Genomic DNA, 25,263 nt, shown 5'->3' with positions numbered 1-25,263 from the left:
GCCGTGCTACAGGCGCCAGCACTCGATACCCGCCCCCCGCATCGCCTCGCGCGGGTAGCTCCCCTTGACGTCGATGAGGACCCCGCCCTCGGTGAGGAGAGAGGAGAGCTCGGCAGCGCCGAGGGCGAGGTAACTGCTGTGCGAGACCGCAGCCACCACGGCGGCAGCGGGGGCAAGAGAGTCGAAGGGGGTGAGTTCCACCCCGTACTCGTGGAGCGCCTCGGCCGGGTCGGCGAGGGGGTCGTGAACCTGGACGGTGACGTCGTAGTCCCTGAGCTCGTCGATGATGTCCACCACCTTGGAGTTCCTGAGGTCGGGGCAGTTCTCCTTGAAGGTGAGGCCGAGCACGGTGACCAGCGCCCCCTTGATGCAGTGCCCCGCCTTGATCATCTCCTTGATGGTGCGCTGCGCCACAAATCTCGCCATGCCGTCGTTGATCCTGCGCCCGGCGAGGATCACCTGGGGGATGTAGCCGACCTTCTCCGCCTTGTGGGTGAGGTAGTAAGGGTCGACCCCGATGCAGTGACCTCCCACCAGCCCCGGCGTGAAGCGGAGAAAGTTCCACTTGCTCCCCGCCGCGGCGAGGACCTCACCGGTGTCGATCCCCAGCCGGTCGAAGATGATGGCGAGCTCGTTCATGAGCGCGATGTTCAGGTCGCGCTGGGTGTTCTCGATGACCTTCGCCGCCTCGGCGACCTTGATGCTGGAGGCGCGGTGCACGCCGGCGGAGACCACCGACTCGTAGACCCCCGCCACGATCTCCAGCGTCTCGGCATCCTGCCCGGAGACGACCTTCTTGATCTTTGTGAAGGTGTGCTCCTTGTCCCCCGGGTTGATGCGCTCCGGGGAGTAGCCGACCTTGAAGTCGCGGCCGCAGGTAAGCCCCGAGACGCGCTCCAGGATCGGTACGCACTCCTCCTCGGTGACCCCGGGGTAGACCGTCGACTCGTACACCACGATGTCGCCCGGCTTCACCGCGCGCCCCACCGTCTCGGAGGCCCGCAGCATCGGCGTTAAGTCCGGCTGGTTCGCCTCGTCCACCGGGGTCGGCACCGCGACGATGTGGAAGTCGGCCGAGCGAAGCTCGTCGATGCTGTCGGTGTACCAGAGATCCGCCGCCTGGAGATCCTCGGCAGTGACCTCGCCGGTGCGGTCGTAGCCGTCACGCAGCTCCTTTACCCGCTCTGCGTTGATGTCGAAACCGACCGTGCGCGCCGACTTCCCGAAGGCGACCGCCACCGGGAGTCCGACGTAGCCAAGGCCTATGACGGAGATTTTGCGTTTCATGCTGAGTAGCCCCTTCTTTCTGTATTTGTTTCCTTCATTCCTGTCGCTACAGCCCGGCTGCCAGAACGACCCCCGCCGTCACCGCGATCTGGCCGAGGATGGTGGCGATGTCCTTCAGGTCCCGCATCCAGGCAACCTTCTCCATCCGTTGCGGCACGACTACGGTGTCGCCGGAGTCGAGTGCCTTGGAGAGGAAGCCGCCGAAGCCCAGGAAACCGCCCCCCGAGCTCTGACGGCTGACGACGCTGCCGTCCGCCTTTATGAGGTAGATGTCCCTCGTCTCGGCCTCGCGGGTCAGCCCGCCGGACCGCTTCAGGTACGCCTGGACGTTGTCGCCGGGGGTGTACACGAAGCTCGTGGGGTTGAATACCTGCCCCAGCACGGAGACGGTCTGCGGGTCGGAGGGGACCTCGATGACGTCGCCGCCGTTCGCCTCCAGGTCAAAGGGGGTCCCTTCCAGTTCCTGCGGCTTTTTGAGGTGGATCACCAGGCGCCCTTCCGCCTTTTTCTCCTTCAGGAGGTCGATCGACTTCATCATCGACTCGATGGAGGCCTTAGTCGCCTCCAGCTCCTCCTTGGAACTCGCCTGCGAGGAGAGCTCCCCCTGCTTTTTGAGAAGCTCGGCCTCGGTGCGCTGCAGCATCTCGTCCATCCTTTTTTGCTGCAGCTCCCGCACCTGCGTCCTCAAAAACTTCGCCCCTCTCAGGAACGCCTTGTCGGTAAAACCGCCGGCACGCCGGATGACGCTGCTCAGCCGCTCGCCGCGGTAGATGGGGTACGAACCGGGGAAGACGAACTCCCCCTTGAGGGTGATGTAGCGGTCCGTCTCCTCCGCCCAGTTGGGGATGCGGCGCACGTACAGCTCGTCGAACGGCTCCAGCTTCTGGTTACCCTCCCCTTTCAGTACGCTCGCCAGGTCCACCGTTACGGAGTAGGAGGTAACCGCGGAGCCGCTGCGCCTGAGCCTCGTGATCTCGGCGTTCTTCAGATAGGCGGTAGCCTTCACGTTTCCGGCCTGCATGAGGAGGTCGCGCACCGTCATGTTGTTGAAGAGGCGGAAGGTCCCCGGCTTTTGCACCTCGCCGCTCACCCGCACCGTCGGGAGCTCCTCCATCTCCCACCGGGCGAATACCTTCACCTTGTCGAACTCCGCAAGGGCGAGGTCGTGCTCCGGGTCGCCGCTCATAGCCCGATCCACGTTGAAGTAGATGATTTCCGGATGGAGGTCGGGAGGGTAGAGCCTGGTGATCTGCCCCGCCGCTGCGTAGTACTCCGGGAGGGGTTCCGCGGCCTTAAGGAGCGAGCTCAGCCTCGTCTCCTTCGCCAGAGCGTAATCGCCGGGACGCAGCAGGTACCCCTCGAGCCTCACGTAGTCACGCATGGTGTTGTCGATCGGGAAGATCTTCACCATGTCCATGTCCTGGATCGCGATGCCGGCGGTGACCTGCTCCACGCTTTTCCCCCGCTGGGGGTCGAGGCTTACGTCCTGCACCACCTTCTTCGCGTGTGCCTGCACCCGGGAAAGCTGGACCCTCTGCAGGTACCCTGTGGGGTTGATGCCGTCGGCGAGCTCGAGAAGTTCCTTCAGGGTCCGCTCACCCTTCAGCTCGTAAAGCGCCGGACGCCGCACGTTCCCTGCGACCCCGGCGACGGGGCCGATCACCGGGACGAGCACGGTGTCCCCCGGCTGCAGGCGGATGTCGCGCCCCTTGTTCCCCTTGAGGAAGAAGTCGTAGAGGTCGACCGTGTCTATCACCTTGCCGTTGCGGTTGATCTTTATATTGCGCAGGGAGCCGTTCTTGGTGGGGCCCCCTGCGGCGGAGAGGGCGTTTATGAGGGTGGACATGGAACTTACGGTGTAGTCGCCGGGGGCATTGACCTGCCCGACCACGTAGACCTTGATGAGCCTCGTCTTCGCCATCGTGACGCTGAGCTGGAAGTCGCGGTAGGTGCGCCCCAGTTTTGCGCGGAAGAGATCGGGGAGGGAGCCGAAGGGAAGACCCGCCACCTTCACGGCCCCTCCGCGCGGCAGCACGATCTCCCCGCCGCGGCCGACCTCGAGCTCGTAGCTCCCGTCGAAGCTGCCCCAGATATTCACCACCAGCCGGTCCCCCGCCCCCACGACGTACTCCGGGCCGACCGGGACGTCGGTCTGGGGCGCGAAGCCGGTGCTGTCGGGACGGAAGAAGGAGTAGCCGAACTGGGAGATCTCCCCTATCTGAAACTGCTGCGACTGCATGACCTTGTCGCTGCGGGGGACGTCCTCGGCAAGGGCGCGCTCGAGGGGTGAGCGCTGCTCGGGCTGCGAGGCCGCGTTCTCCGCAGGGGTCCCCTGCCCCCCCGCCTGCGCCACGGGCTGCTCCTGGGACCCTCGCTGGGACGGCTGCGTCTGAGGCTGGACCGGGGGGGCGGGTTCAGGGCGCGCGGCAGGCACGGTGCTCTGCGGCTGCTGGTTCGGCACCCCGGAGCGGAGGGTGAGCCCTGCACCGGAAACCGCGCCGGACAACGCGCCGGCGGGAAGCTGCGGGGGCTGCGCCGGGAAGGCGGAAAGTGCGGTCGTTTGCGCAGGGGACGTAGCCGGAGGAAAGGTTGCGGCCATCGAGGTGCTGGTGAAAGAGGTAACAAGAGCTAAGGCAACGGCAGTAAAACTTTTCTTCATGTCCAGTCCTATTGCGGGGTATTGAGTGCTGCAGCCAGCGATGGCCGTTCCCGCAGGGCGCGCGGCTAAATGAGAGCCACCACCGCGACACCCTAATTAGCAACGGGCGTGCCAAGGGGCGGAACCACTGTAGTCGCTGAATTTACAGGTTATCAGGGGGCGGAGGGAGGATGGGGAGTCAATACTTTGGCTCCACCTTTTTTCGGTACGCGTCAAAATTTTGCAACGATGCGCCCCCCCTCCCCTGAAGAAGACCTGCGTGGGGATTTCCCCCTAAAGTCCTACTAGAGGGAGACCGATCAGTAACAGAGGACGACTATGAGCAGGGGGGCAGGTCATGAAGAAGAAACTGGCGAAGGTTATCGAAGTAAGCAGTGACAAGTGTGTGAACTGCCACGCCTGTATCACCGCCTGCCCGGTGAAGTACTGCAACGACGGCAGCGGCGACGCCGTGGAGATCGACCACGACATCTGCATCGCCTGCGGCAGTTGCCTTACCGCCTGCACCCACAATGCCAGGTTGCCGCTGGACGACTTCGACCTCTTCCTGCGCGATCTGCAGGGGGGGGCGAGGATCGTGGCGATCGTCGCCCCGGCTGTGGCGGCAAACTTTCCCGGCGAATACCTCCAGCTGAACGGCTGGCTGAAGTCACTCGGGGTGGAAGGTATATTCGACGTGAGCTTTGGGGCCGAGCTGACGGTGAAGAGCTACCTTGAGCACATCGATAAGAACAAGCCGCGCACCGTCATAGCCCAGCCCTGCCCCGCCATCGTAAGTTTCATCCAGATCTACCGTCCCCAGCTCATAAAGCACCTTGCCCCCGCAGACAGCCCGATGCTGCACACGGTGAAGATGATCAAGCGCTTCTACCCGCAGTACAGCAACTACAAGGTCGCCGTTCTCTCCCCCTGCCTCGCAAAGAAGCGGGAGTTCGAGGAGACCGGTCTTGGCGACTACAATGTCACCTACCGCGCCGTGGCGGACTATCTCGCCGCCTCGAAGATCAGGCTCGCCGACTTCCCCCCCCTCGACTACGACAATCCCCCCGCCGAGCGGGCCGTCCTCTTCTCCACCCCGGGAGGGCTTTTGCGCACGGCATCCCGGGAGGTACCGGAGATCGGGTTGGTGACCAGGAAGATCGAAGGGGTTGCTACGATCTACCACTACCTGAAGAAGCTCACGGAAGGGATAGAGAAAGGGAGCGCGCCGCTCCTGGTCGACTGCCTGAACTGCGAGATGGGGTGCAACGGCGGGCCGGGGACCCTGAACCAGCAGAAGTCTCCGGACGAGGTCGAGGAGCTGATCGAGAAGCGAAACCAGGAGATGCAGGGGAGACACCGGAAGAGCGGCCCCTTCGCGAACGCGCGGGGGAAGCGGGCCCTGAAGAAGCTGGTGGAGAAGTATTGGGAGCCGGGGCTGTACCAGAGGAGCTATCTCGACCTGTCAGGGAACAACACGCTCAAAAAGCCGAGCGAGCGCGAGCTCTCCGAGGTGTACCGCAGGATGGCGAAGTTCTCCGAAGCCGACCTGTACAACTGCAGCGCCTGCGGCTACGGGGAATGCAGGGGAATGGCCACCGCCGTTTTCAACGGGCTGAACAAGCCGGAGAACTGCCACTACTACAAGGAACATCAGATCGTGGTGGAAAAGGAGCAGATAGAGGAGCTGAAAAGCACCATCGAAAGCAGGCGGGAGGACGAGATCGCCATCGCGGGGAACGTCACCACGGCCCTCACCGAGATGGACGCCACCAACGCCTCGGTGGCACAGATGTCCAGGGCGCTGATGGAGCTTTTCCAGAGCCAGGAAGCGGAGTTCGCGCAGCTCGTGAAGGAAGTCCAGGGCTCCAGCGAGACGACGGAAAAGTTCGCACCTATCGCCACCGCCATAGAGGACATAGCGGACAAGACGAACCTCCTCGCGCTGAACGCCTCCATCGAGGCGGCACGTGCCGGCGACGTGGGGCGCGGCTTTGCCGTGGTGGCAAACGAGGTAAAGGCCCTCGCGGAGACCTCCCGCAAGGAGGCGGCGAAGATAAAGCCGTATTCCGACGAGCTGAGGATCGTGTACGGCAGGATCAGGCAAAAGGCGGAAGCCGCCTGCACCAGCTTCGCCAGCACCGCACAGCTGGTGACGGACGTGAGCCGTTCCACCGAGCAGATGTCACAGGTAACGACCGAGATAAGCAGCGAAGCGCAAAAGCTGACGCACAGCTAGGGAGTCCACCGGCGTCCATGCAGGCCGGGACAAGCCGCGAGGCGTTCCCGGCAGTCCACCCAAGGTAGGCCGGGATAAGCCGCCAGGCGTTCCCGGCAGTCCACCAAACGTAGGCCGGGATAAGCCGGGAGGCGTTCCCGGCAATCCACCCAAGGTAGGCCGGGATAAGCCGCCAGGCGTTCCCGGCAGTCCACCAAACGTAGGCCGGGATAAGCCGCGAGGCGTTCCCGGCACTCCACCAAACGTAGGCCGGGATAAGCCGCCAGGCGTTCCCGGCAGTCCACCAAACGTAAGCCGGGATAAGCCGCGAGGCCTTCCCGGCAATCCACCCAAGGTACGCCGGGATAAGCCGCCAAGCGTTCCCGGCAGTCCACCGCAGACGAAGCCGCAAGCAGCGAATGCCGGAAACGCTAGCGCTTATTGCGGCCTACATGGCAGTGTGCCACTGCCGACGTTGAAAGTATAACTTTCACCAATGAGTTCACTCACCTCCGCACCTTCTCCGCACATATTCATCCATTGACACCGGCACTTTGGAAAGGGTAGTATGAGTCCGCCAAATCGGCGATTTTAATGATGACGGAGCAGAACCAAGGTTAACTCCCCTGCAGCAGGTCCCCCCCGACCTCCCGGGTCGCCGTCGATCAAACCAGCTAAACAAAAACCTCATCGAACCCGCGCCGCGACGGCAGAGGCTCCTCTGCGCGCCTTCCCCCGCCCCGGCACACTACATTTGAAAAGGAGCTTTACGTGAAGCCTACCCACGCGGCTTGCACCCACAAAACCGCCGGCATCGCCCTCCTCTGCCTTATTCCGCTCCTCGTTACCGGCTGCGGCGACCGCAAGATCGATGCGAAGAAGATCACCGCCTCCCCCGGCGCCACGGCCGCCCCGCCGGTGATAACCGCAAATCCTGCCGCACCGGCCCCGGCCGCACCGGCTGCAACCGCCCAAACGGCTGCCACGGCTCCCCACGAGGCAGACGACAACGCCGGAGCAGCGACAGGTGGCACCACCGCCCCTGCCGCGACCGCCGCGGCACCCGCGGCGACCGGTACCGCCGCGACACCGAGCGAGAAGAAGGCGGCAGGCGTGAAGGGGGCGAAGGAGCCGGGGAAGAAGTTCCTCGCCGGTGAGGACCCCGAATTCGCGAAAGAGAAGGGTTGGCCCGTAAAGTATCCGAAGCCGCTCCCGGGCGCCATCCTCCCGTCGAAGCGAATCGTCGCCTACTACGGCAATCCCCTCTCCAAACGGATGGGGGCGCTCGGCGAGTTCCAGAAAGACGACATGCTGCGTCGTCTGAAGCGCGAGGTGGCCCGCTGGGAAGCGGCGGACCCGGGGGTCCCGGTCCAGCCGGCACTGCACCTCATCGCCGTCGTCGCGCAGGGCGAGCCTGGAAAGGCCGGAAAGTACCGCATGATCATGCCGGACGCCGTGGTGAACCAGGTATACGGCTGGGCAAAGGAAGCGGGGGCGATCCTCTTCATCGACATCCAGACCGGGCACGACAACATCCGCACCATACTGCCGCGCTTCGAGTGGCTCCTCAAGAACCCCGACGTGCACCTGGGGATCGACCCGGAGTTCAACCTGATCAAGAGCGGTGCCCGCCCCGGTTCCAAGATCGGAACGTACGACGCCGCCGACATCAACTACGTGAGCGAATACCTCCAGAACCTGGTGCAGAAGTACCACATCCCGCCGAAGGTGCTGACGGTGCACAGGTTCACCAGGAACGGCGTCACCAACTACAGGAAGATTGCCCTGCGACCCGAGGTGCAGATCGTCATGAACATGGACGGCTGGGGCGCTCCGTGGCTGAAGCGCGACTCCTACAAGGACTACATCGTCGCCGAGCCGGTGGAACTGACCGGGTTCAAGCTCTTCTACCACAACGACACGAAGAAGGGGGATCCGCTCCTCACCCCGCAGGAGGTCCTCAAACTGACCCCCAAGCCGTTCTACGTCCAGTACCAGTAGGATAAAAGTTCCGTCATTTAGCGCAGGGCCGGCGCCCGGAGAGCCGATTCTCTCCCCGCCGGCCCTGCCTTTTGGCAGATTAGAAAGTCTCCGCGTCCCTCCCCTCGATCCAGCCCCTCCCCTCTTTTGACACTCCTCCGCAACGACACGCATTACAAGCGTAAACATGCGATTTTTCAAGCACATAATACTCCTTGACAACGCGGGCTGCGGTGATTATATTTGCTGCAGATCATTTCTTAGGAGGATTATAATGAAGAAGGTTGATCCACTGGTTGTAGTAAACGAACAGTATCAGCTTCTGAAAGAAAGATTGTATGCGGCACGAAACGCACAGGAAAAAAACGTGATATTGCGCAGGCTGGTAAACCTCCTCGGAGTCATGCAGTTCCTCATCACCAGCAGCAAGGTCCCCCACTGAAGTGATCCGGCCGCGTGAGCGTCGGCCCTCCCCCATTCATCCCTCCGACACGACGCCGACACCTCTTCATGCAGCTAGAGCTCGCAGGCCCCTCCGTAAGGACGGGGCCTGTTTTTGTATCCTGCCCTGGGGTCAGGCTTTGCATTTGGGGATTTGCGGGGTCCCCCACAGCCAAATAACCAAATGCGAAGCCTGACCCCACGCATGACCTTCCGGCACGACGCCGACACTCCATGACGCTGGAGCTGACAGGCCCCACCGCAAGGACGGGGACTGTTTCTGTATTCTGCCCGGGGTCAGGCTTCGCATTTGCGCATTTGCGGATTGCACCAAAACCAAATACCCAAATGCAAAGCCTGACCCCAGGCCCTCTCCGTGGTAAACTGAAGTGTCCGCACATCCCCATTCCATCGCCGGAGCGTGCTATGAAAAAGAGCCTCGTCGCAGTCCTGGTTCCTCTCTGCCTCCTGGTGTTACTCACCGGCAGCGCAGCGCACGCCGACAGCGCTCGCCCCGGGTACCAGTCGACAGGAAGGCTGGCACCGGAGGAGCTGGAAGAGCTGCTGGCGCCGATCGCGCTCTACCCCGACCCGCTCCTCGCCCAGCTCCTTCCCGCCGCCACCTTCACCGACCAGATCGTCTACGCCGCCCGCTTCCTGGAGCGCTACGGGAGCTCTGCGCGAATAGACGGGGAGGAGTGGGACGTGAGCGTGAAGGCGATCGCCCACTACCCGGAGGTCCTCTTCATGATGGAGCGGGAATACCAGTGGACGGTGACCGTGGGGCAGGCGTTCCTGAACCAGGAACCGGAGGTGCTGGACGCGATCCAGCGGCTGCGCGAGAGGGCTTACGCAGCAGGGAAGCTCCGCTCCACGAGGGAGGAGCAGGTCATCGTGCAGGCCGGATATATCCGGATCGTCCCCGCTGACCCGCTCTATCTCTACGTGCCGCGCTACGACCCTCGGACCGTGTACCTGGAGGAGCGCCCCGACGACGCGCCCCCCATCACCTACGGATTCGGCTTCACCATCGGATCCTGGCTGAACAGGGACTGCGACTGGGGGGGACGACGCGTCTACTACCACGGCTGGCGCGACCGCGGCTGGGTGAAACGCTCGCGCCCCCACGTGCAGCTCCGCAACAAGGCGTACGTCGGCGACAAGGCAAAGGAGATCAGGATCGACCGCTCCGTCGCCGCGCGCGACAACAGCCGGTATCGGCAGGAACTGCGCACTTCCTCCAGGAGCGCCGCGCGCCCGGCGGAATCACCGGCGGTGAGGGTCCGCCGGGGACCGCAGCTGCGCCCGCCTGCAGGGGGAGCACAACCGGGGGGGAATGCCCCCGCAGGAAGGGAAGCTCCGCGCACGCACGCCCCCGCTACATCTTCCCACTCACCTGCTTCCCCCTCCCCTGCGTCACCGTCACCGTCACCGTCACCGGCGACGACGGCGCCCGCGCCGACGACAGCGCCAGCGGCACCCCCAGCACCCGCCCCCGCGACGCCGGCGGTTCCCTTCCCCCACGCCATCGCACCGGACACCCGCGGCAGATAAGGTCAGGCGTCGCAAACTCTCCCTGATACAGAAAGAGCCCGGAGGGTCTCCCCCGGGCTCTCTGCGTACCGGCTGCAATTCCTGCCTGCTCAGGCGTCCAGCATCTCCCGTACCTTTCTCGCCAGGGCCGTCGCCTGGACCGGCTTCATCATCAGCTCGACCCCTTCCGCCAGGATCCCGTGGTCCTCGATCCTGTCCGCGGTGTAGCCGCTCAGCAGGAGGACGCGCAGTGCCGGGTTCATGGCGCGCAGCTCGTCGCACGCCTCCTTGCCGCTCTTTTTCGGCATGATCACATCGAAGAGGGCGAGATCGATCTCGTCGGCATGCCTGGAATAAAGCTCGACCGCCTCCGCCCCGTCGTGCGCCACCATGACCTTGTAGCCAAATTCCTTCAGCACGGTGCGCACCAGGTCGCGCACCGCCGGCTCGTCTTCGGCAAGAAGTATCGTCTCCTTCCCCCCTTCCGGGCGCGGCAGGGGCACGGTCTCCACCTTTTCCTCGGCAGGGGCGATTTCGGGAAGGTACACGCTGAAGGTCGTCCCCACCCCTCGTTCGCTCACGACCGTGATGTAGCCGCCGTGCTGCTTCACGATGCCGTACACGATGGAGAGCCCGAGCCCCGTCCCCCGCCCCGTCTCCTTCGTGGTAAAGAACGGCTCGAAGATTTTCTTCAGCGTCTGGGGATCCATCCCGGTACCGGTATCGGTGACGGTAAGAAGCACGTGCCAGCCCCGTGCGGAGCAGCCGTGCTCGCGGCAGAAGTCGTCGTCAAGTTCCACCCTCTGCGTGCCTATGCGCAGCGTCCCTCCAGACGGCATGGCGTCGCGCGCATTGGTCGCGAGGTTCATGAGGACCTGCTCGATCTGCCCGCCGTCCGCGAGGACCACGAGCGGCTGCTCCCCAAAATCGCTGTGCAGCGCGACGTCCTCGCCGATGATGCGGCACAGGAACTTCATGTGCTTGCGCCCGAGGGTGTTCAGGTCGGTCGGTACGAGGAGCATGTGCTGCTTCCTGCTGAAGGCGAGGAGGCTCCCGGTGAGGTGCGAGGCGCGGCTTGCGGCGGCAATGATCTGCTCCATGTGCTTGCGCCGGAAATCCTCCTTTTCCAGGGAATGCTGCAAAAGCTCACCGAACCCTATGATGACGGTGAGGATGTTGTTGAAATCGTGCGCGACGCCCCCTGCCAGCTGCCCTACCGCCTCCATCTTCTGGGATTGACGCAGCTGGGCCTCCAGCCTCTTTTGCTCCGAGATGTCCTCCTTGAAGGCCATGAAGTTGGCGATCTCGCCGGTGCTCTTCCTGACGGGAAAGATGGTGGCTCGCTCCCAGAAGAGCTCCCCGTCCTTCTTCATGTTGTGTATCTCGCCGCTCCAGACCCTGCCGGAGCGCACCGTCTCCCACAGGGAGGCGTACACCTCCTGCGGCATCTGCCCCGACTTGAAGATGCGCGGGTTCTCCCCTATGACCTCCTCCGGAAGGTACCCGTATACCTCGGTGATTTTCGGGTTTACGTACTCGATGGTGCCTTCGGTATCGGTCACCAGGACGCCGACGGGACTCTGCATCAGCGCCTGGGAGAGCATGAGGAGCTGTTCTTCGGCGCGCTTTCGCTGGGAGATGTCGGTGAAGGTCACCACCGCGCCGACCAGGCGGCCGTCCTCCACGATGGGGTTACTGGCATACTCCACCGGGAAGCTCGTGCCGTCCTTCCTCCAGAAGACCTCGTCGTCCGCATGATGGGTCATGCCGTCCCTGAACGTCGCGTAGATAGGGCACTCCTCCACAGGGTAGACGCCGCCGTTCTCCCTGGAGTGATGTATCGTCGAGTGCTGGTGCGATCCGAGAAGCTCCTCCTGGGAAAACCCGCTCATTATCGCGGCGGCCGGATTGATGAAGGTGACGCGCCCTTCCAGATCGAGCCCGTAAATCCCCTCCTCCACCGTATCGAGGATAAGCTGCATCTGGCGCCTCGTCTTGTCGTGCGCCTCCTCGGATCGCTTCCGCTCAGTTATATCGAGGAGTGACCCGACGATCCCGCCGGGAGAACCGTCGGCAGCAGGGTAGATCCCCTTGTGGAAGATAACGTCATGCTCGGTGCCGTCGGCGAACGCTACCCGCGCCTCGTAAACCTGCACACCGCGCTCTCTCAGCAGCGCCTCGTCCGCCTTCTGGTAGATTTCGGCAAGGTGGTCCGGCTGGAAGTCCGACGCCATCTTCCCCACCAGCCGCTCCATCGGCATGCCGAAAGCCCGCTCAAAGGCCTCGTTGCACCCGAGAAAGACACCGCTGGTGTCCTTGTAGAAAAGTGGAAAGGGAATGGTATCGATGAGAGCGCGAAAGAACCTGAGCTGCCGCTGCAGCTCACCCTTCTGGGCGTCGAGCTCCGAGAGCACAGCATTGAAGGCGTCCGCCAGCACCCCGATTTCGTTCTCCGACTTCACCTCGATGCGGTGGCCGAATGCCTCCTTCTTTTCCGAGAGCTCCCGTACCTGCGCAGTTACCCGCAGCAGCGGCGCCACCAGGTGGTTGGTGCAAAGGGATACGCCGAGAACGGAAGCGGCCAGCGCCAGCACGAGGGCGAGGAAGACGTAGCGCTGCGCCCCGTACACCGGGGAGTACGCCTCGGACTGCGGCAAATTGCCGCCGAGTATCCACCCGGTGGAGGAGAGCCGCTTGAAGGAGGCTATCATCGGCACTCCCCTGGAATTCACAGTCTCCCCCGTCCCTTCGAATCCGCGCGTCGCCGCGTCGAAAAGCCGGTTTTTGCCCGGGGTGGTGTCCCTTTTCAACACACGCGAGGGATCCGGGTGCATTAGGAGCGTTCTGGAGCTGTCAAAGAGGTAGAGATACCCCTTCTCCCCGAGTTTCACCGACGAGAGGGCGCCGACGAAATTCTTCTTCAGGAGATCGATGCTCCCGCCGAGCACCGCTATGACCTTTCCGTTTCGATCGAGTATGGGGGTGGTGAACATGATGACCGGGCGGGGGGCGTTCTGGTTCAGAACGAACGGATCGGGGATCTGGGGCCGGCCAGTCGCTACGGTCCTCTTAATGCAGTCTCTGGCCCGGAGCTCCTCTCCCGGCAGTGATACCCCCTCCGGCACCGCCGCCATGACCTTTCCGGCAGGGGAGAAGAGGTAGACGCCATTGTCGAAGATGGCAAGGGAATCGGGACGCGCTGAGATGTAGCTCGCAGCACCGGCCGGCTCGGCGATCATCGCGGGGGTCAGTCCGAAAGCCAGACCGTGCAGTTCCGTCTGCAGGGTACGCAATTTATCATCGACCTGGGCGGCCACCGCCGAGATCATGGCGGACTGCTGGGAAAAAACCATCTGCTTGAGATGGTTTTCCAGGTAGCCAAGCGCCAATAGCGCGCACGCGGAGAGGAGCACAGCCAAAAGCGCGGAAATCGCCACAGTCATCTTCGTTCTCAAGCTCACAAAAGCCACTGACTTCTCGGCCCTCCACCGCTTCGCTGTATTGCACTGCCAGGGACGCCACTTCTGTGAACGTTTCTTAGGCAGCTTCCTGCCAGGGAGCCTGCGCCTCAGGCACCTCCACGCGTCCCCACCCCGTTCGGCGGGGGGTGGCACCGGTGGCACGCTCCATGTATGTGTGACTCCGGGAACCAACCCCGGATAAAGGAGAAAGAGGATGTCCACGGAAAAAGAAGACCAGACAGCACAGATCTCCGCCGAGGCCGCTGCAGCACGGCTCGGCACGACGCCACTGAAGATCCTCATGCTCCTCAAACAAAAAAAGCTGGAGGGCGAGTGCCGTGAGGGAAGCTGGTGGATCACCGAGTCGTCGCTTCAGTCGTACCACCCGGACGAAGCTGTCGGCGCGACGACTTCCTGCCGGACTGGCTGCAGCGGCTCCTGCGGCTGCCACTAGGGTCGGGACGGAGACCGAAGCGCATCAACTGAATCAGGAGACAAAGGATATGCCCCTCGTCATCAAACCATCGGATCTGAAGTACCGCTACCCTAGGGTGGTGGAAACGCGAGACCTGCCGAAGTTTCGGGGGAAGCCGGACGATGCCCCTTTCAACCGCAACGACCTCTACGAAGTCCTCCCGGTGCTGGAGGCGGTCATGGACGACCTGCGGCGGGACGACGCCGACACCCTCCACCTCCTGGAGGACCTGATGAACCAGGACCTCCCCCGTTTCATCGCCACCCGCGGCGAAGTCTTCGACTTTCTCTCCAACTGTGCCCGCGACTCCCTCGCCGCAGACCTGTAGTCCCCGCCTGCCGCGCCTGGACGGAGGTTCATCCATCAGTTCGCAGGAACAAGATATTGTTTTCCACGAAGCACTGCAGAAGGCCCAACGCTCCCCCGGATTACGATAACCTCAGCGCACGGGGGGAGCGCCCGCGGTCGAGGAGGAGTCCCGCCCCCTTCTTCTGCCGTTTCACCTCGTACATCAGCGCGTCCCCGCGCGCCAGGAGCTCATCGATCGAACAGGGGTGCGCCGGGTCGTAATGCGTTATGCCGAAACTGAGTGAGAGGGGATAGCGCAGTCCCGGGCTTTCGTTGTGCGCTGCGACCGCCTGCTGGAGCCTCGCTGCGAGCGCTTCCCCGGTCGACTCCCCCCCCTCCAGCGACATGGCGGCGAACTCGTCCCCGCCAAGGCGGGCGATGACGTCGGAGCTGCGCAGGGAACCTCGCAGGATCGCCGCGGTATCGACCAGTGCCCGGTCACCCTCCCCGTGCCCCAGCGTATCGTTTATCCACTTCATGCCGTCCAGATCGACATAGATGAGGAGAAACCCCTTGCGGAGACGGTTCGATACCTTTATCTGCTGTTCCGCCAGCACGAGGAAGCCGCGGCGGTTCGAGAGCCCGGTGAGCTGGTCGCAGAGAGAGAGCTCGCGCAGCTTCTCTTCCGTCTCCTTCTGCTCCGTGATGTCTTCCTTTACCGCCACGAAACCGGTGGTGACGCCATGGGCATCGAGGACAGGAGCGATATACGCCCGCTCCCAGTAGAGGGAGCCGTCCTTTTTCCTGTTGCAGAATTCCCCGCGCCACGGCTTTCTCTCCCGCAGCGCAAGCCACATATCCCGGTACACTTCCACGTCCGTGAGTCCAGTCTTCAGGAGGCGGGGGTTGCGGCCGAGTACTTCCTCGGGGGAGTAGCCTGTGAGCTCGGAGAATTTGGGGTTTACGTAGGAGATGCTCCCGGAGAGATCGGTAATGACCACAGACACGGGGCTTTGCTCCACCACGCGGGAGAACTGGCGCAGCCTTTCTTCCGTCTCCCAATGGGCTGTGACATCCTGGATCGTCCCCGCGCTGCGCACCCCCCTCCCCCTCTCGTCGAGGTAGGTGCGGCAGTGCTCATGCAGGTGCTTTATCCTCCCGTCTGGGAAAAAGAGGCGGTGCTCGACGGTACAGAGCTCCCCGCTCTCCCGGCAGCAGGCATAGTCATGGACAATCGCCGCGCGCTCCTCAGGGTGGTGCAGCGAAAGGAAGTATTCCAGCGAAGGCTTAGCACCCCGCTCGAGCTCCACGATACGGCACAGCTCGTCGGACCAGGAGAGGGTGCCAGAGAGGTGGTCGAGCTCCCAGTTCCCGACGTGGGAGATCATCTGCGCCTCTTTCAGTCGCTGCTCGCTCCTGGAGAGCTCCGCCGCCCTCTCGGCTACCAGCGACTCGAGGTCGTCGCGATGGCGTGCCAGTTCCTCCTCGGCTTTTTTCCGCTCCGAGATATCCTCTACCACCGCGATGAGATAGGCGACCTTCCCGTCCACACTTCGGAGGGGAGCGAGGGTGAGGGAAACCCATATCGCGTGCCCCCTCTTGTGCAGGTAGCGCTTTTGCAGCGTGTAGCTGGGAAGCTCATCGCGCAATACCTTGCGCAACTGCTCGTCGCTCACGGCCATATCGTCCGGGTGAGTGATCTCCCGGTAGCCGAAGGAAGTGAGCTCCCTGTCGCTGTACCCGAGCATGGAGCAAAAGGCGCAGTTTACCCGCAGCCACGATCCGTCCGTGGAGAGGTGCGCCATTCCTATCGCCGTCTGCTCGAACGTTGCCTCGAAAAGGTCCTGTGTCTCACGCAGGGAGCGCAGCAGGAGCCTCTTCAGGGAAATGGCGGAGACAGTCAGAAAGAGAAAGCCGCAAAGACCGCAGACCACATACCTCGTGACTTCGCTCTTGATCAGCGCGCCGATCAAGGGGAGGCAAAAGAGGATCCATCCCGCACCCCCGACGACGTAGAGGGACAGGAAGCGAACTGTGCTGGAGGGGGACCTGTTACTGTCCATCGTTTCCTCAAAGGACGGCCCCTTGCCGGATGCCCTCCAGAAGCTGCAGGCCTAGAAGGCCTCGAACGCCCTCTGCTCCCATTCGGAGAACATGCGGTCCAGCTGGAGCAAGATGAGAAGCTGGTCGCCGTGATGTATGACTCCCGATATGACGTCAGAGTCGACACTGGAGGTCACCAGGTTCGGAGGGGGCTGAATGTCGGAGCTGGCGATGCGGATGACCTCGGAGACGCCGTCCACAACGAACCCCATGAGGGTGCCGGCCACGTCCATCACCATGATGCGGGTGTGCTGGTCGTGGTCGGCCGGCATCATGTTGAAACGCCCCCTGAGCGAGACAATAGGAATGACCTTTCCGCGCAGATTGATGATCCCCTCGATGCAGTGGGGGGTGTTTGGGACGTGGGTAATGGCGGTCATCCGGATGATCTCCCGAACCCTCAGCACCTCGACTGCGTATTCCTCGTTTGCCAGCCGGAAGCTGACCAGCTGGATCAAGGCACCACTTACCCCCACCTTCCTTGCTACCGTGTCTCTAGACATCGTAACCGTTCCTCTTTTCCGTCCTGGTAATTTTGACCTATTTAATGAACCAAAAGCCTCATAATCGCCATTCTTACCTCTTCGGCGGAGGCAGGGAATGGCAATTTAGTGCCTGAATGTCGTTCTCTAATTATAACTTCGACAAGGAACGGGAAATCTTGAGCGGCAGGCACGTTTTAGGCAGAAAAAAATGATCTGGGAGAAATGTAGGGCGGAATAAGGGAAGCGTTTCCGGCAGTCCGATGGGGATGGACGCCGGGAACCCCTGCGGCTTATCCCGGCCTGCAACTACAACTGATAAAAAATGGGCGGGCCGCCGTGATGGCGCCCGCCCCTTTTCTCTCGAGAATGGAAATGCTACCCGAAGGAGCGCTCCCGCTCCTCCAGGTGGTGTTCTGCTGCGTCCTCTTCCTGGGACCCCCTTTCGGCTTTGACCCGATCGAGATGCCAGATCCCCTCGTTGTACTCAGCGATGGTGCGGTCGGTGGAAAACTTCCCGCTATAGGCGCTGTTGATGATGCTCTTGCGCGTCCACCCCTCCCTGTCGTGATAGGCGGCCGCGACCCGCTTCTGAGCCTCGACGTAGCTGCGGAAGTCCGCCGCCACCATCCAGGGGTCGCGGGGTGAGGTGATGGCCTGCACGATGGGGTCGAAGATCCCGGTCTCGAACATGCTGAAGTGGCCGCTCTGGAGGAGCCAGATCACCCGGGCGAGGTCCGGATCGCTGGCGATGACCGCATGGGGATAATAATTCGGCCTGAGTTGTTCCACTTCCTGAGCGGTGAGGCCGAAGCGGAAGAAGTTCTCCTCCCCCACCTCCTCGAGGATCTCTATGTTCGCGCCGTCGAGCGTCCCGATGGTGAGCGCGCCGTTCATCATGAACTTCATGTTGCCGGTGCCCGACGCCTCTTTCCCGGCGGTGGAGATCTGCTCTGAGAGATCGGTCCCCGGGCAGATGTACTCCATGGCGGTGACCCGGTAGTTCGGGAGGAAAGCGACCTTCAGGAGGTCCCCCACGTCCGGATCGTCGTTTACCACCTTCGCCACGTTGTTCACGAGCTTTATGATGAGCTTCGCCATGTAATAGCCGGGGGCTGCCTTCCCCGCGATCAGCACGCAGCGGTTCGTCCACCCCGCCGTGTCACCGCGCTTGATACGGTCGTAGAGATGGATCACGTGCAGCACGTTCAGAAGCTGCCGCTTGTACTCGTGGATCCTTTTCACCTGCACGTCGAAGAGGCTTTCGGTGTTGAAGGTGACACCGCACTTCGCCTCCACGAGGGACGCAAGCCGCGCCTTGTTCTCCTGCTTTACGCTGTGCCAGCGCTCGCGGAAAGCCGGGTCGTCCGCATATGGGGCGAGCTCCCTTATGCGCCCAAGGTCGGCCACCCAGCCGTTCCCGATGGTATCAGTGATGAGTCTGTTCAATCCGGGGTTGCACCAGGCAAGCCAGCGGCGCGGCGTCACACCGTTCGTCTTGTTGTTGAACTTCTCGGGCCAGAACTCGTAGAAATCGCGGAAAAGCCCCTCGGAGAGGAGATGGGAGTGCAGCGCCGCGACGCCGTTCACGGAAAAGCTCCCCACGATCGCGAGGTACGCCATGCGCACCTGCTGCGGCTCCCCTTCCTCGATTATGGACATCCGTCGCAGCCGGTCGCTGTCCCCCGGCCAGCGCTTCGCTACCTCTTTCAGGAAGCGGGCGTTGATCTCCAGCACTATCTCCAGGGAACGGGGGAGGAGCTGCTGAAACATCGGCAGCGGCCACCGCTCCAGCGCTTCGGGAAGGAGCGTATGGTTCGTGTACGCCATGGTGCGGGTGGTGATTCCCCACGCCTCGTCCCACCCAAGACCATTCTCGTCCATGAGGATGCGCATGAGCTCCGGCACGGCGCAGCTCGGGTGGGTGTCGTTCAGCTGGAAGCAGTTCTTCTCTGCGAAGTCCGCGAAATCCTCCTTGTGCGCCTTCCAGCGGGCGACGACGTCCTGCAGGCTCGCCGACGCGAGGAAGTACTGCTGGCGCAGACGGAGGGCCTTCCCGTTTTCGCTGGCGTCGTTCGGGTAGAGGACCATGGTGATGTTTTCCGCCTCGTTCTTCGTTGCGACGCTTTCGGTGTAACTTCCCGCGTTGAATTCGTCGAGGTCGAATACATCGGTCGCCGCCGCCTTCCAGAGCCGGAGCGTGTTCACCGTGCCGTTGCGGTAGCCGGGAATGGGGATGTCGTACGGAACCGCAAGAACGTCGCGGGTGTCGGCCCAGCGGTAGGAGGTCTCTCCGCTCTCGGTGCGGAAGCTTTCGCAACGCCCGCCGAAGCTGATGCGCTGGGTGTACTCGGGGCGCTCCACCTCCCAGGGGTTGCCGTCGCGCAGCCAGTGGTCAGGCTCCTCGACCTGCCTGCCGTCCACGATGCGCTGGCGGAACATGCCGTACTCGTAGCGGATCCCGTACCCCATGACCGGGAGCTCCAGCGTCGCGCAGCTGTCCAGGAAGCAGGCTGCCAGCCTCCCGAGACCACCGTTTCCGAGCCCCGCATCGATCTCCTCGGCGGAAAGGTCCTCGAGTTTCAGGCCGAGTTCCAGAAGGGCCCTCGACGCCTCGTCCGTAATGCCGAGGTTCAGCAGGGCATTCCCCAGCGCCCGCCCCATGAGAAATTCGAGGGAGAGATAGTAGCCGTGCTTGCAGTCGGCATCGAGATAGGCGTAACGGGTATTGTTCCAGCGCTCCATGAGCCTCTCACGAATGGTGAAGGCGAGCGCCTTATAGTAGTAACGGGGGGACCTGCAGTACTTGTCTCGCCCCAGGTGGCAGGTATAGTGATGCCGGAACCCTTCCTTGAGTCCCGGCACGTCCATCGGCAGAGGCGGCAGCTCGGTGAGTCCCGGGCTGTACACGACCTTCTTCCGCTGCTTGATGCTCTGCATCGTCCAGTCTCCTTTTCTGCGGCTCTGTGGTTCAACCGTCGACGGTTATTCTAGCAGGGTGCTGCAATTACTAAACCATAATAAATACTAAGGTTTGCTGGGGTTTTTGCAATGGGAAATCTGGCGCGGCGACCGCTCCGGGAGGGGGGCAGCAGCGCCGGGATCGCATGAGAGAAGGGTTTACCTGAGGGGGTAAAAAGAGGGGATTTCGGGTGAAGCTAGCGGGGGACGAGCATCGCCTCGACGCGATTGCGCCCACCGATCTTCGCCCGGTACAGCGCCTCGTCGGCGTGCCGGAACAGGGACTCCACACCGTCCACCAGCGGCGAAGGGTAAGTCGCCACCCCGAGGCTGACCGTCACCGCGAGGTCCCGCATCGGCGCGGGCCACGAGATTGCCTGCACCGCCTGACGCAGACGCTCGGCAACTACCACCCCGTCGGAGAGGGAGGTCGAGGGCAAAAGGAGCACGAACTCCTCGCCGCCGTAGCGGGCAGCGATGTCGTAGGTGCGCAGCGACGCTTTCGTGACCGCCGCGATCTCCGCAAGGACGGCGTCGCCGCACTGGTGTCCGTAGGTGTCGTTTATCTTTTTGAAGCGGTCGATGTCCAGTATCACCAGCGTCAGCTCCTGGCTGCTGCGCTTCACCCGCACGAACTCCTTTTCCAGCACCTCGGTAAGGTAGCGGCGGTTGTACAGGTTGGTGAGGTGATCGAGGTTGTTGAGCTCCTTCAGGAGGGCGTTCGCCCTCTTCAGCTCGTCCTGGAGGGACTTTATCTTCATCTGGACGCGGACCCGCGCCACCAGCTCGCCTGCGTCAAACGGCTTTGTGACGTAGTCGCTCGCCCCCTCGTTGAGACCGCGGATCTTCGACTGTGGATCCATGGCGACGGTCAACATGATGATCGGGATGTCGGAGAGCTCCGGGCGGGAGTTCACCAGCTGCAGGAACTTGAAGCCGTTCATGCGCGGCATCTCCACGTCGCAAATGACGAGATCGCTCCCCCCCTCGACGAGGGACTTGAACCCTTCCAGCCCGTCGTGGGCCACCCGGTATTGGTCGAATAGCCCCTCGCTCCTCAGGGTGCAGACAACCTGCTCCCGAATCAGTTGAGAATCGTCTATCACCAAAACGCTGCTGGGCATGGGTACTCCGGAGAAGTATCGTTTGGCACGGTAGCAGTAGAGGCCCGGGGCCGGCCCGCGACCCCGGTAGCGAGCGGGGTCCGGACGCTCGCCGGCTCGATCAGGAGGACATCATTATCATCTTTTCTAATTATAAGCAACTAGGAGCTGGCGAAGCGGAACGGCCTGAGGCGATTTTTTCCATTCCCCTACTGGCTGCGAGCGGGCTTTCGCCCCCTCTCCCCGTCGTTTCGGGGGCGCGGGTTCGGTTTCGCCGGGTGCTGCGCGGGCTTGTTCTGCTGGGATTTCTGCGGCTGCTGCGCCTTCTGTTGCTGCGGGTTTCTTTGAGGCTGCTGTGCCTTTTGCTGATTCCCCTCTCCCCTGCTGTACGATTTGAGGCGCCCGATGATCTCCCTGGACCAGGCGATATCCCCCTCGCAGCAGTGCTGGGCTATGAATTCCACCTCCTGCGGAGCGGCTTTTTTGGAGCGCAGCTGATGGAGAATGCGGATCAGTTCCCTCGACCAGAAGTATTCCTTTATCTTCTTCCTGCCGTCTATCTCTTCGTAGGTGTAATAGGTGCACGGGACGACGCTTTTAAGCCAGGCGGCGGAGACGCGCAGGCGGTTTGCAGCGGCGACGATCCCGAAGGTGTCCTCCCCCTCTTCTTCCTCGGGGGAAGCGGCAACAGCCACTCCCTCCTCACGCTCGGCAAGATGGCCAAGTTGCGAGGAGATCTCGTCCAGCGCTTCGCTTTGCAAGTCGGACGCGGCGACCTCGCAGCGGCGCATTTCCCCTTCCCTCCCGAAACGCAGAGCCACAAGGGGCACCCCGTCCCCTTCGCGGGCAGCGAGGACAACCTCAAATTCAGCCGCCTGCGCGACAGACGGGTCCTCCTCCGCAGCCGCATTGAGGAGGGTCTCCTTCAGCGGCCCCTCCTTCAACTGGAGATATGCCTCTCCCTGCAGCTTTTCCAGACACTCTGCGATCTGTTCCAACTGACTCATGAAACCCCCTGGTGCGAAAATGTTCCCGGCTGCACTCACGATGCAAAGGACGATTCGTCGACTGAAAGCGCGAATACTTTTTCCATTTACACCGACCTCAAAAAAGAGTAAAGAGCGGAGCCGGAGAACCGAGGAGTGATTATAAACCTGAAGCGGTGAGAAAGTCCACGGCAACCGACGTAAAGATGCCAGGACGGCCTCGACGCAGTGACACCGTGCCGGAAGGCTTCAGGTGCGGAACCTGAAAAAGCACGCGAGAAGCAAGGACTTGGAAGGAGAATGTGATGTCCATCGAGTGGAATGACGATCTGAACACCGGAGTGAAGGAAATTGATGCCCAGCACAAAGAGCTCTTCAGCCGTTTCAACCTCCTGCTGACGAGTTGCAACGAGGGGAAGGGAAAAGAGGAGGTGCTGCGCCTCCTGATCTTTCTGGGGGATTACGTAAAGACGCACTTCGCCACGGAGGAGGCGCTTCAACTTAGCCATGCCTACCCCGGCTATCAGGAGCACAAGGCGCAGCACAGAAGCTTTACCAGCGAGGTCGACCGTCTGACAAAGCAGGTTTCCGAGGAGGGGGCCACCCTCTCTTTGGTCATCCTCACAAACAAGACGATGGTGAAATGGCTCCTGGAGCACATAAGCAGGTCGGACATGGATTTCGCCGAGTTCCTCGCAAAAGAGTAGTACAGGCTGCCGTCACATGGTTGTGACGACCTCCCTCCCCTGCGCACCATCGATGTAGGCCGGAATAAGCGAAGCGTTTCCGGCAGCTCCGTCCGTGGTTGTACCTATGCCGGGAACGCCTGCGGCTTATCCCGGCCTACAACACCTCCATGCACCTGACAGAATGTAGGCCGGAATAAGGGAAGCGTTTCCGGCAACTCCGTCCGCGGTTGTACCTATGCCGAAAACGCCTGCGGCTTATCCCGGCCCTACAACTACAACACCCCGATTTGCCTCACACAAAAAAGAAGGGGGGCTCGACGGAGCCCCCCACTGATTGCATCAAAGGGAAGAGATGACTACGGGAAGTTGATGTCGAGCTGCGTCGTGAAGGTGTTGTTCCCCGCCGCCTCTTTCCTGTTGTAGATGTCGTAGCCAAAGATCACGGAAACGTTCTTCGCAAATGCCCAGGACGCGCCGATGTTGAGGGCTCCCATGGCGCTGTGGCCGCCCTGGTAGTCGACCGCGAGCCACAGCTTGTCCGAGATCTCGCTCATGGTCCGGTCCCAGGAGAGGAGCACGCCGTCGTTGGAAGGAGCGCCGGCGTTGGAGACGAGGGCACGCTCGGAGCCGCTGAAGTAACCGGCGGAGAGCCTGCCGAGGGAAGGGATCGCGCCGATTGCGGGGATCGTTTTCGCCACCAGGCCGTAGGCGATGTTCTGCCCTGCCACGACGCCACCTGCAATGTCTTTCCTCTGGGAAGGGCCGACGTTGTACATACCCGCGGCGAGTGCGGGGGAGCCTTTGAAGAGTGAATCTTCCGGGGTGCCGAGCTTAAAGTTCCCGCTCCAGGGATGGTTGTCATTCGGGGCGCTGGCGATGACGAGGTAGTCGAAACCGATCTCCATCTGGATCTTTTCAAAAGGGAGGACCCCCACCGTCGCGCCTATGTCCATCGTATTGGCATCCCGGGTGCCGGTGTTGCCGGCCATCTTCGGGGTGGCGGAGGCCCTGAAGTAGTTGTCGATCCCCAGGTGAGCGACCTTGAAGGGCTGCACGTCGGTGGAAGGAATCCAGATCTGCGTTGACGGCGTTGCCAGGGCGGAACCTGCTGCTGCCAGGGAAAGTGTCATTGCCAAGCCCAGAATTCTAGCGATTTTTGTCATCTCTTACTCCTTTGTAATGGGATTGAATAAGGCGTTTCTTTTCACATCGACTCCTTTCCTACCTACTACGACCAGCCCTCCTTTCGGCTATGACTCAACAAAGACACCTTTACCGCTCACTGTAAGGCCCCTTGCCTGTTGAAACAGTTATCCGGGGATAGCACGACACATGCCATCTGTAGCTTCAGAGAAAAAGAGTTGCTCTTTTGAGGGGTTAGAAGGAGAAAGTCGCGAGGATTTTATGCAGGAGGATATTTAATGAGCACAGCGGGATGGGGCGTGGCTACTTTTTAGGCATCAACACCGAGAGACGGCGCCGCGTAAAATAGTTTGAGGGCGGGTAAAAAAAAAGAGGCCTCCCTCTGTGGAGACCTCTGTGGTATCTGATGAACGTTGCCGGATCCTATTCGGAGCCCATGGTGGTCGTCGTCTTTTCCTCAACGGGCTGCGGTTTACCGGCAATCCCCTTCGCGATTCCGAACATGACCAGGACCGCCGGGATGACCTGCACGACGATGATCAGGGCGCAGAAACCGAGAAAAGCCCACACAAAGATACCGCTCCCATCATCCGGTTCCGCTGCCGCATAGGCATTGGCTACCGTTCCGAAAACTACGCCGAATGGAATTGCTCTTTTCATGGCACCCTCCCTTTCGCGTTAAAAGGCTGAACAGAAACCCTTATTTGCAAAGGCGCATTTTACCGCCTGCCTGATCTCGTCACGCCCGAAAGGCTTCAGGACGTGGTAGAAGATCCCCTCCTTGCGCACCTTGCGAACCAGCGCGAGGGGGAGATCGTCGGAGACGAGGATGATGCTCATCTCCTTGTTCAGCTGCTTCAGTATCGGGACGAGCTCGGCAATGCCGGCATCGTCGAACTCCTCCCCGAGCAGGACGACCTGTGCGCGTTTCTTGAGAACGAGGTAGAGCGCCTGCGCAGCCGACCCGGTGACGCTGACCTCGTATCCTTCCTCGGTGAGGAGTTCCGCCAGCATCTTCCTGGCGCTCTGGTCTTTATCCACCACCAGCACATTGGTCATATGGCCTCCACATGCGGCGGGAATGCGCCCGCAGGCACGATCAGCTCTTCGCCTCTCTCCCCTCCTTTCGGGCGGAAAAAAGCCCCTTCAACATCCCCCCGAGAAGTACCACGGCCGGGACGAACTGAAAGGCGATGATGAGGGCGACAAAACCGCAAAAGGCGGCGATCAGCATCGGGCTGCCACCGGTGGAGCCGCCTGCTGCGTTGGCGGGAGTTGCTGCAACGGCAGTTGCCAGGGTCGCTTTGGCGAGTGTTTTCATGGCATCCTCCTGTTGTCTTCCATACCTTTGAAGGTGCAACAGGAAAGCCACTTTTACGGCCGTGCGGTATACGTTTAAATACCTGTAATTCCGGCACTTTTGAGCATTATAGCGTCTACAAGAATGGTTGTATTGTATAGCGGAAATATACGAA

19 protein-coding genes are annotated in these 25,263 nt (G+C 61.9%); 7 read left to right on the top strand and 12 right to left on the bottom strand.

Annotated elements, in window-relative coordinates; all coding sequences use genetic code 11:
• Positions 1–6: 6 nt before the first annotated feature.
• Positions 7–1,287 carry a nucleotide sugar dehydrogenase gene (locus LPW11_RS18820; protein WP_230995409.1) on the bottom strand — a complete coding sequence of 427 codons (1,281 nt, stop codon included), beginning with the start codon at positions 1,285–1,287 and terminating at the stop codon, positions 7–9.
• 46 nt (positions 1,288–1,333) lie between these two features.
• Positions 1,334–3,946 carry an SLBB domain-containing protein gene (locus LPW11_RS18815; protein ID WP_230995408.1) on the bottom strand — a complete coding sequence of 871 codons (2,613 nt, stop codon included), beginning with the start codon at positions 3,944–3,946 and terminating at the stop codon, positions 1,334–1,336.
• Positions 3,947–4,283: 337 nt separating this feature from the next.
• Here LPW11_RS18815 and LPW11_RS18810 point away from each other — a divergent pair, with 337 nt between their 5' ends.
• The 4 genes from LPW11_RS18810 (at position 4,284) to LPW11_RS18790 (ending at position 10,118) form a co-directional block, all read left to right on the top strand.
• Entirely contained in the window at positions 4,284–6,164 is a 1,881-nt protein-coding gene (locus LPW11_RS18810; protein WP_331001580.1) for a [Fe-Fe] hydrogenase large subunit C-terminal domain-containing protein, read from the top strand.
• Positions 6,165–6,914: 750 nt separating this feature from the next.
• Complete coding sequence (locus tag LPW11_RS18800; protein WP_230995407.1) at positions 6,915–8,144, top strand: hypothetical protein; 1,230 nt, start codon at positions 6,915–6,917, stop codon at positions 8,142–8,144.
• 253 nt (positions 8,145–8,397) lie between these two features.
• Positions 8,398–8,565, top strand: a complete 168-nt coding sequence (locus LPW11_RS18795) for a hypothetical protein (RefSeq protein ID WP_230995406.1) — start codon at positions 8,398–8,400, stop codon at positions 8,563–8,565.
• A 425-nt stretch (positions 8,566–8,990) separates the two neighbouring features.
• Positions 8,991–10,118 carry a DUF3300 domain-containing protein gene (locus tag LPW11_RS18790; RefSeq protein ID WP_230995405.1) on the top strand — a complete coding sequence of 376 codons (1,128 nt, stop codon included), beginning with the start codon at positions 8,991–8,993 and terminating at the stop codon, positions 10,116–10,118.
• An 89-nt stretch (positions 10,119–10,207) separates the two neighbouring features.
• On the opposite strand, the gene LPW11_RS18785 is transcribed toward LPW11_RS18790, so the two are convergent.
• On the bottom strand, positions 10,208–13,540 hold the full coding sequence (locus tag LPW11_RS18785) for a PAS domain S-box protein (protein WP_230995404.1): 3,333 nt from the start codon (positions 13,538–13,540) through the stop codon (positions 10,208–10,210).
• Positions 13,541–13,772: 232 nt separating this feature from the next.
• Between LPW11_RS18785 and LPW11_RS18780 the strand changes: the two genes are divergently transcribed.
• The gene (locus tag LPW11_RS18780; protein WP_230995403.1) at positions 13,773–14,012 is read left to right on the top strand and encodes a DNA-binding protein; all 240 of its coding nucleotides are present in this window, start codon (positions 13,773–13,775) and stop codon (positions 14,010–14,012) included.
• 49 nt (positions 14,013–14,061) lie between these two features.
• Positions 14,062–14,361 (top strand): hypothetical protein, encoded by a 300-nt coding sequence (locus tag LPW11_RS18775; RefSeq protein ID WP_230995402.1) that lies wholly within the window; start codon positions 14,062–14,064, stop codon positions 14,359–14,361.
• A 100-nt stretch (positions 14,362–14,461) separates the two neighbouring features.
• Here the strand turns inward: LPW11_RS18775 and LPW11_RS18770 are convergent, their stop codons facing one another.
• The 5 genes from LPW11_RS18770 to LPW11_RS18750 all read right to left on the bottom strand — a co-directional run bounded on the left by LPW11_RS18770 (position 14,462) and on the right by LPW11_RS18750 (position 21,977).
• Positions 14,462–16,384 carry a PAS domain S-box protein gene (locus tag LPW11_RS18770; RefSeq protein ID WP_230995401.1) on the bottom strand — a complete coding sequence of 641 codons (1,923 nt, stop codon included), beginning with the start codon at positions 16,382–16,384 and terminating at the stop codon, positions 14,462–14,464.
• Positions 16,385–16,435: 51 nt separating this feature from the next.
• Positions 16,436–16,927 carry a chemotaxis protein CheW gene (locus LPW11_RS18765; protein WP_230995400.1) on the bottom strand — a complete coding sequence of 164 codons (492 nt, stop codon included), beginning with the start codon at positions 16,925–16,927 and terminating at the stop codon, positions 16,436–16,438.
• A 357-nt stretch (positions 16,928–17,284) separates the two neighbouring features.
• The gene (locus LPW11_RS18760; RefSeq protein WP_230995399.1) at positions 17,285–19,846 is read right to left on the bottom strand and encodes a glycogen/starch/alpha-glucan phosphorylase; all 2,562 of its coding nucleotides are present in this window, start codon (positions 19,844–19,846) and stop codon (positions 17,285–17,287) included.
• A 218-nt stretch (positions 19,847–20,064) separates the two neighbouring features.
• Positions 20,065–20,991: a GGDEF domain-containing response regulator gene (locus LPW11_RS18755; RefSeq protein WP_230995398.1), complete on the bottom strand. Its 927-nt coding sequence runs from the start codon at positions 20,989–20,991 to the stop codon at positions 20,065–20,067.
• Positions 20,992–21,179: 188 nt separating this feature from the next.
• Positions 21,180–21,977 carry a hypothetical protein gene (locus LPW11_RS18750; RefSeq protein ID WP_230995397.1) on the bottom strand — a complete coding sequence of 266 codons (798 nt, stop codon included), beginning with the start codon at positions 21,975–21,977 and terminating at the stop codon, positions 21,180–21,182.
• Positions 21,978–22,261: 284 nt separating this feature from the next.
• On the opposite strand from LPW11_RS18750, the gene LPW11_RS18745 reads away from it, so the two are divergent.
• On the top strand, positions 22,262–22,663 hold the full coding sequence (locus LPW11_RS18745; protein WP_230995396.1) for a bacteriohemerythrin: 402 nt from the start codon (positions 22,262–22,264) through the stop codon (positions 22,661–22,663).
• A 338-nt stretch (positions 22,664–23,001) separates the two neighbouring features.
• Here the strand turns inward: LPW11_RS18745 and LPW11_RS18740 are convergent, their stop codons facing one another.
• The 4 genes from LPW11_RS18740 to LPW11_RS18725 all read right to left on the bottom strand — a co-directional run bounded on the left by LPW11_RS18740 (position 23,002) and on the right by LPW11_RS18725 (position 25,109).
• The gene (locus tag LPW11_RS18740) at positions 23,002–23,808 is read right to left on the bottom strand and encodes a hypothetical protein (RefSeq protein ID WP_230995395.1); all 807 of its coding nucleotides are present in this window, start codon (positions 23,806–23,808) and stop codon (positions 23,002–23,004) included.
• Between the two features lie 403 nt (positions 23,809–24,211).
• Positions 24,212–24,448, bottom strand: coding sequence for a hypothetical protein (locus LPW11_RS18735; protein WP_230995394.1), 237 nt, complete (start codon positions 24,446–24,448; stop codon positions 24,212–24,214).
• Between the two features lie 18 nt (positions 24,449–24,466).
• Complete coding sequence (locus tag LPW11_RS18730; RefSeq protein WP_230995393.1) at positions 24,467–24,847, bottom strand: response regulator; 381 nt, start codon at positions 24,845–24,847, stop codon at positions 24,467–24,469.
• 40 nt (positions 24,848–24,887) lie between these two features.
• Positions 24,888–25,109 (bottom strand): hypothetical protein, encoded by a 222-nt coding sequence (locus LPW11_RS18725; RefSeq protein ID WP_230995392.1) that lies wholly within the window; start codon positions 25,107–25,109, stop codon positions 24,888–24,890.
• Positions 25,110–25,263 lie beyond the last annotated feature (154 nt).

Origin of the sequence: Geomonas sp. RF6 (assembly GCF_021044625.1) — a bacterium.
Classification (GTDB): Bacteria; Desulfobacterota; Desulfuromonadia; order Geobacterales; family Geobacteraceae; genus RF6.
The sequence above is the reverse complement of the archived record's forward strand: the minus strand, read 5'-3'. Positions and strand labels throughout refer to the sequence as shown.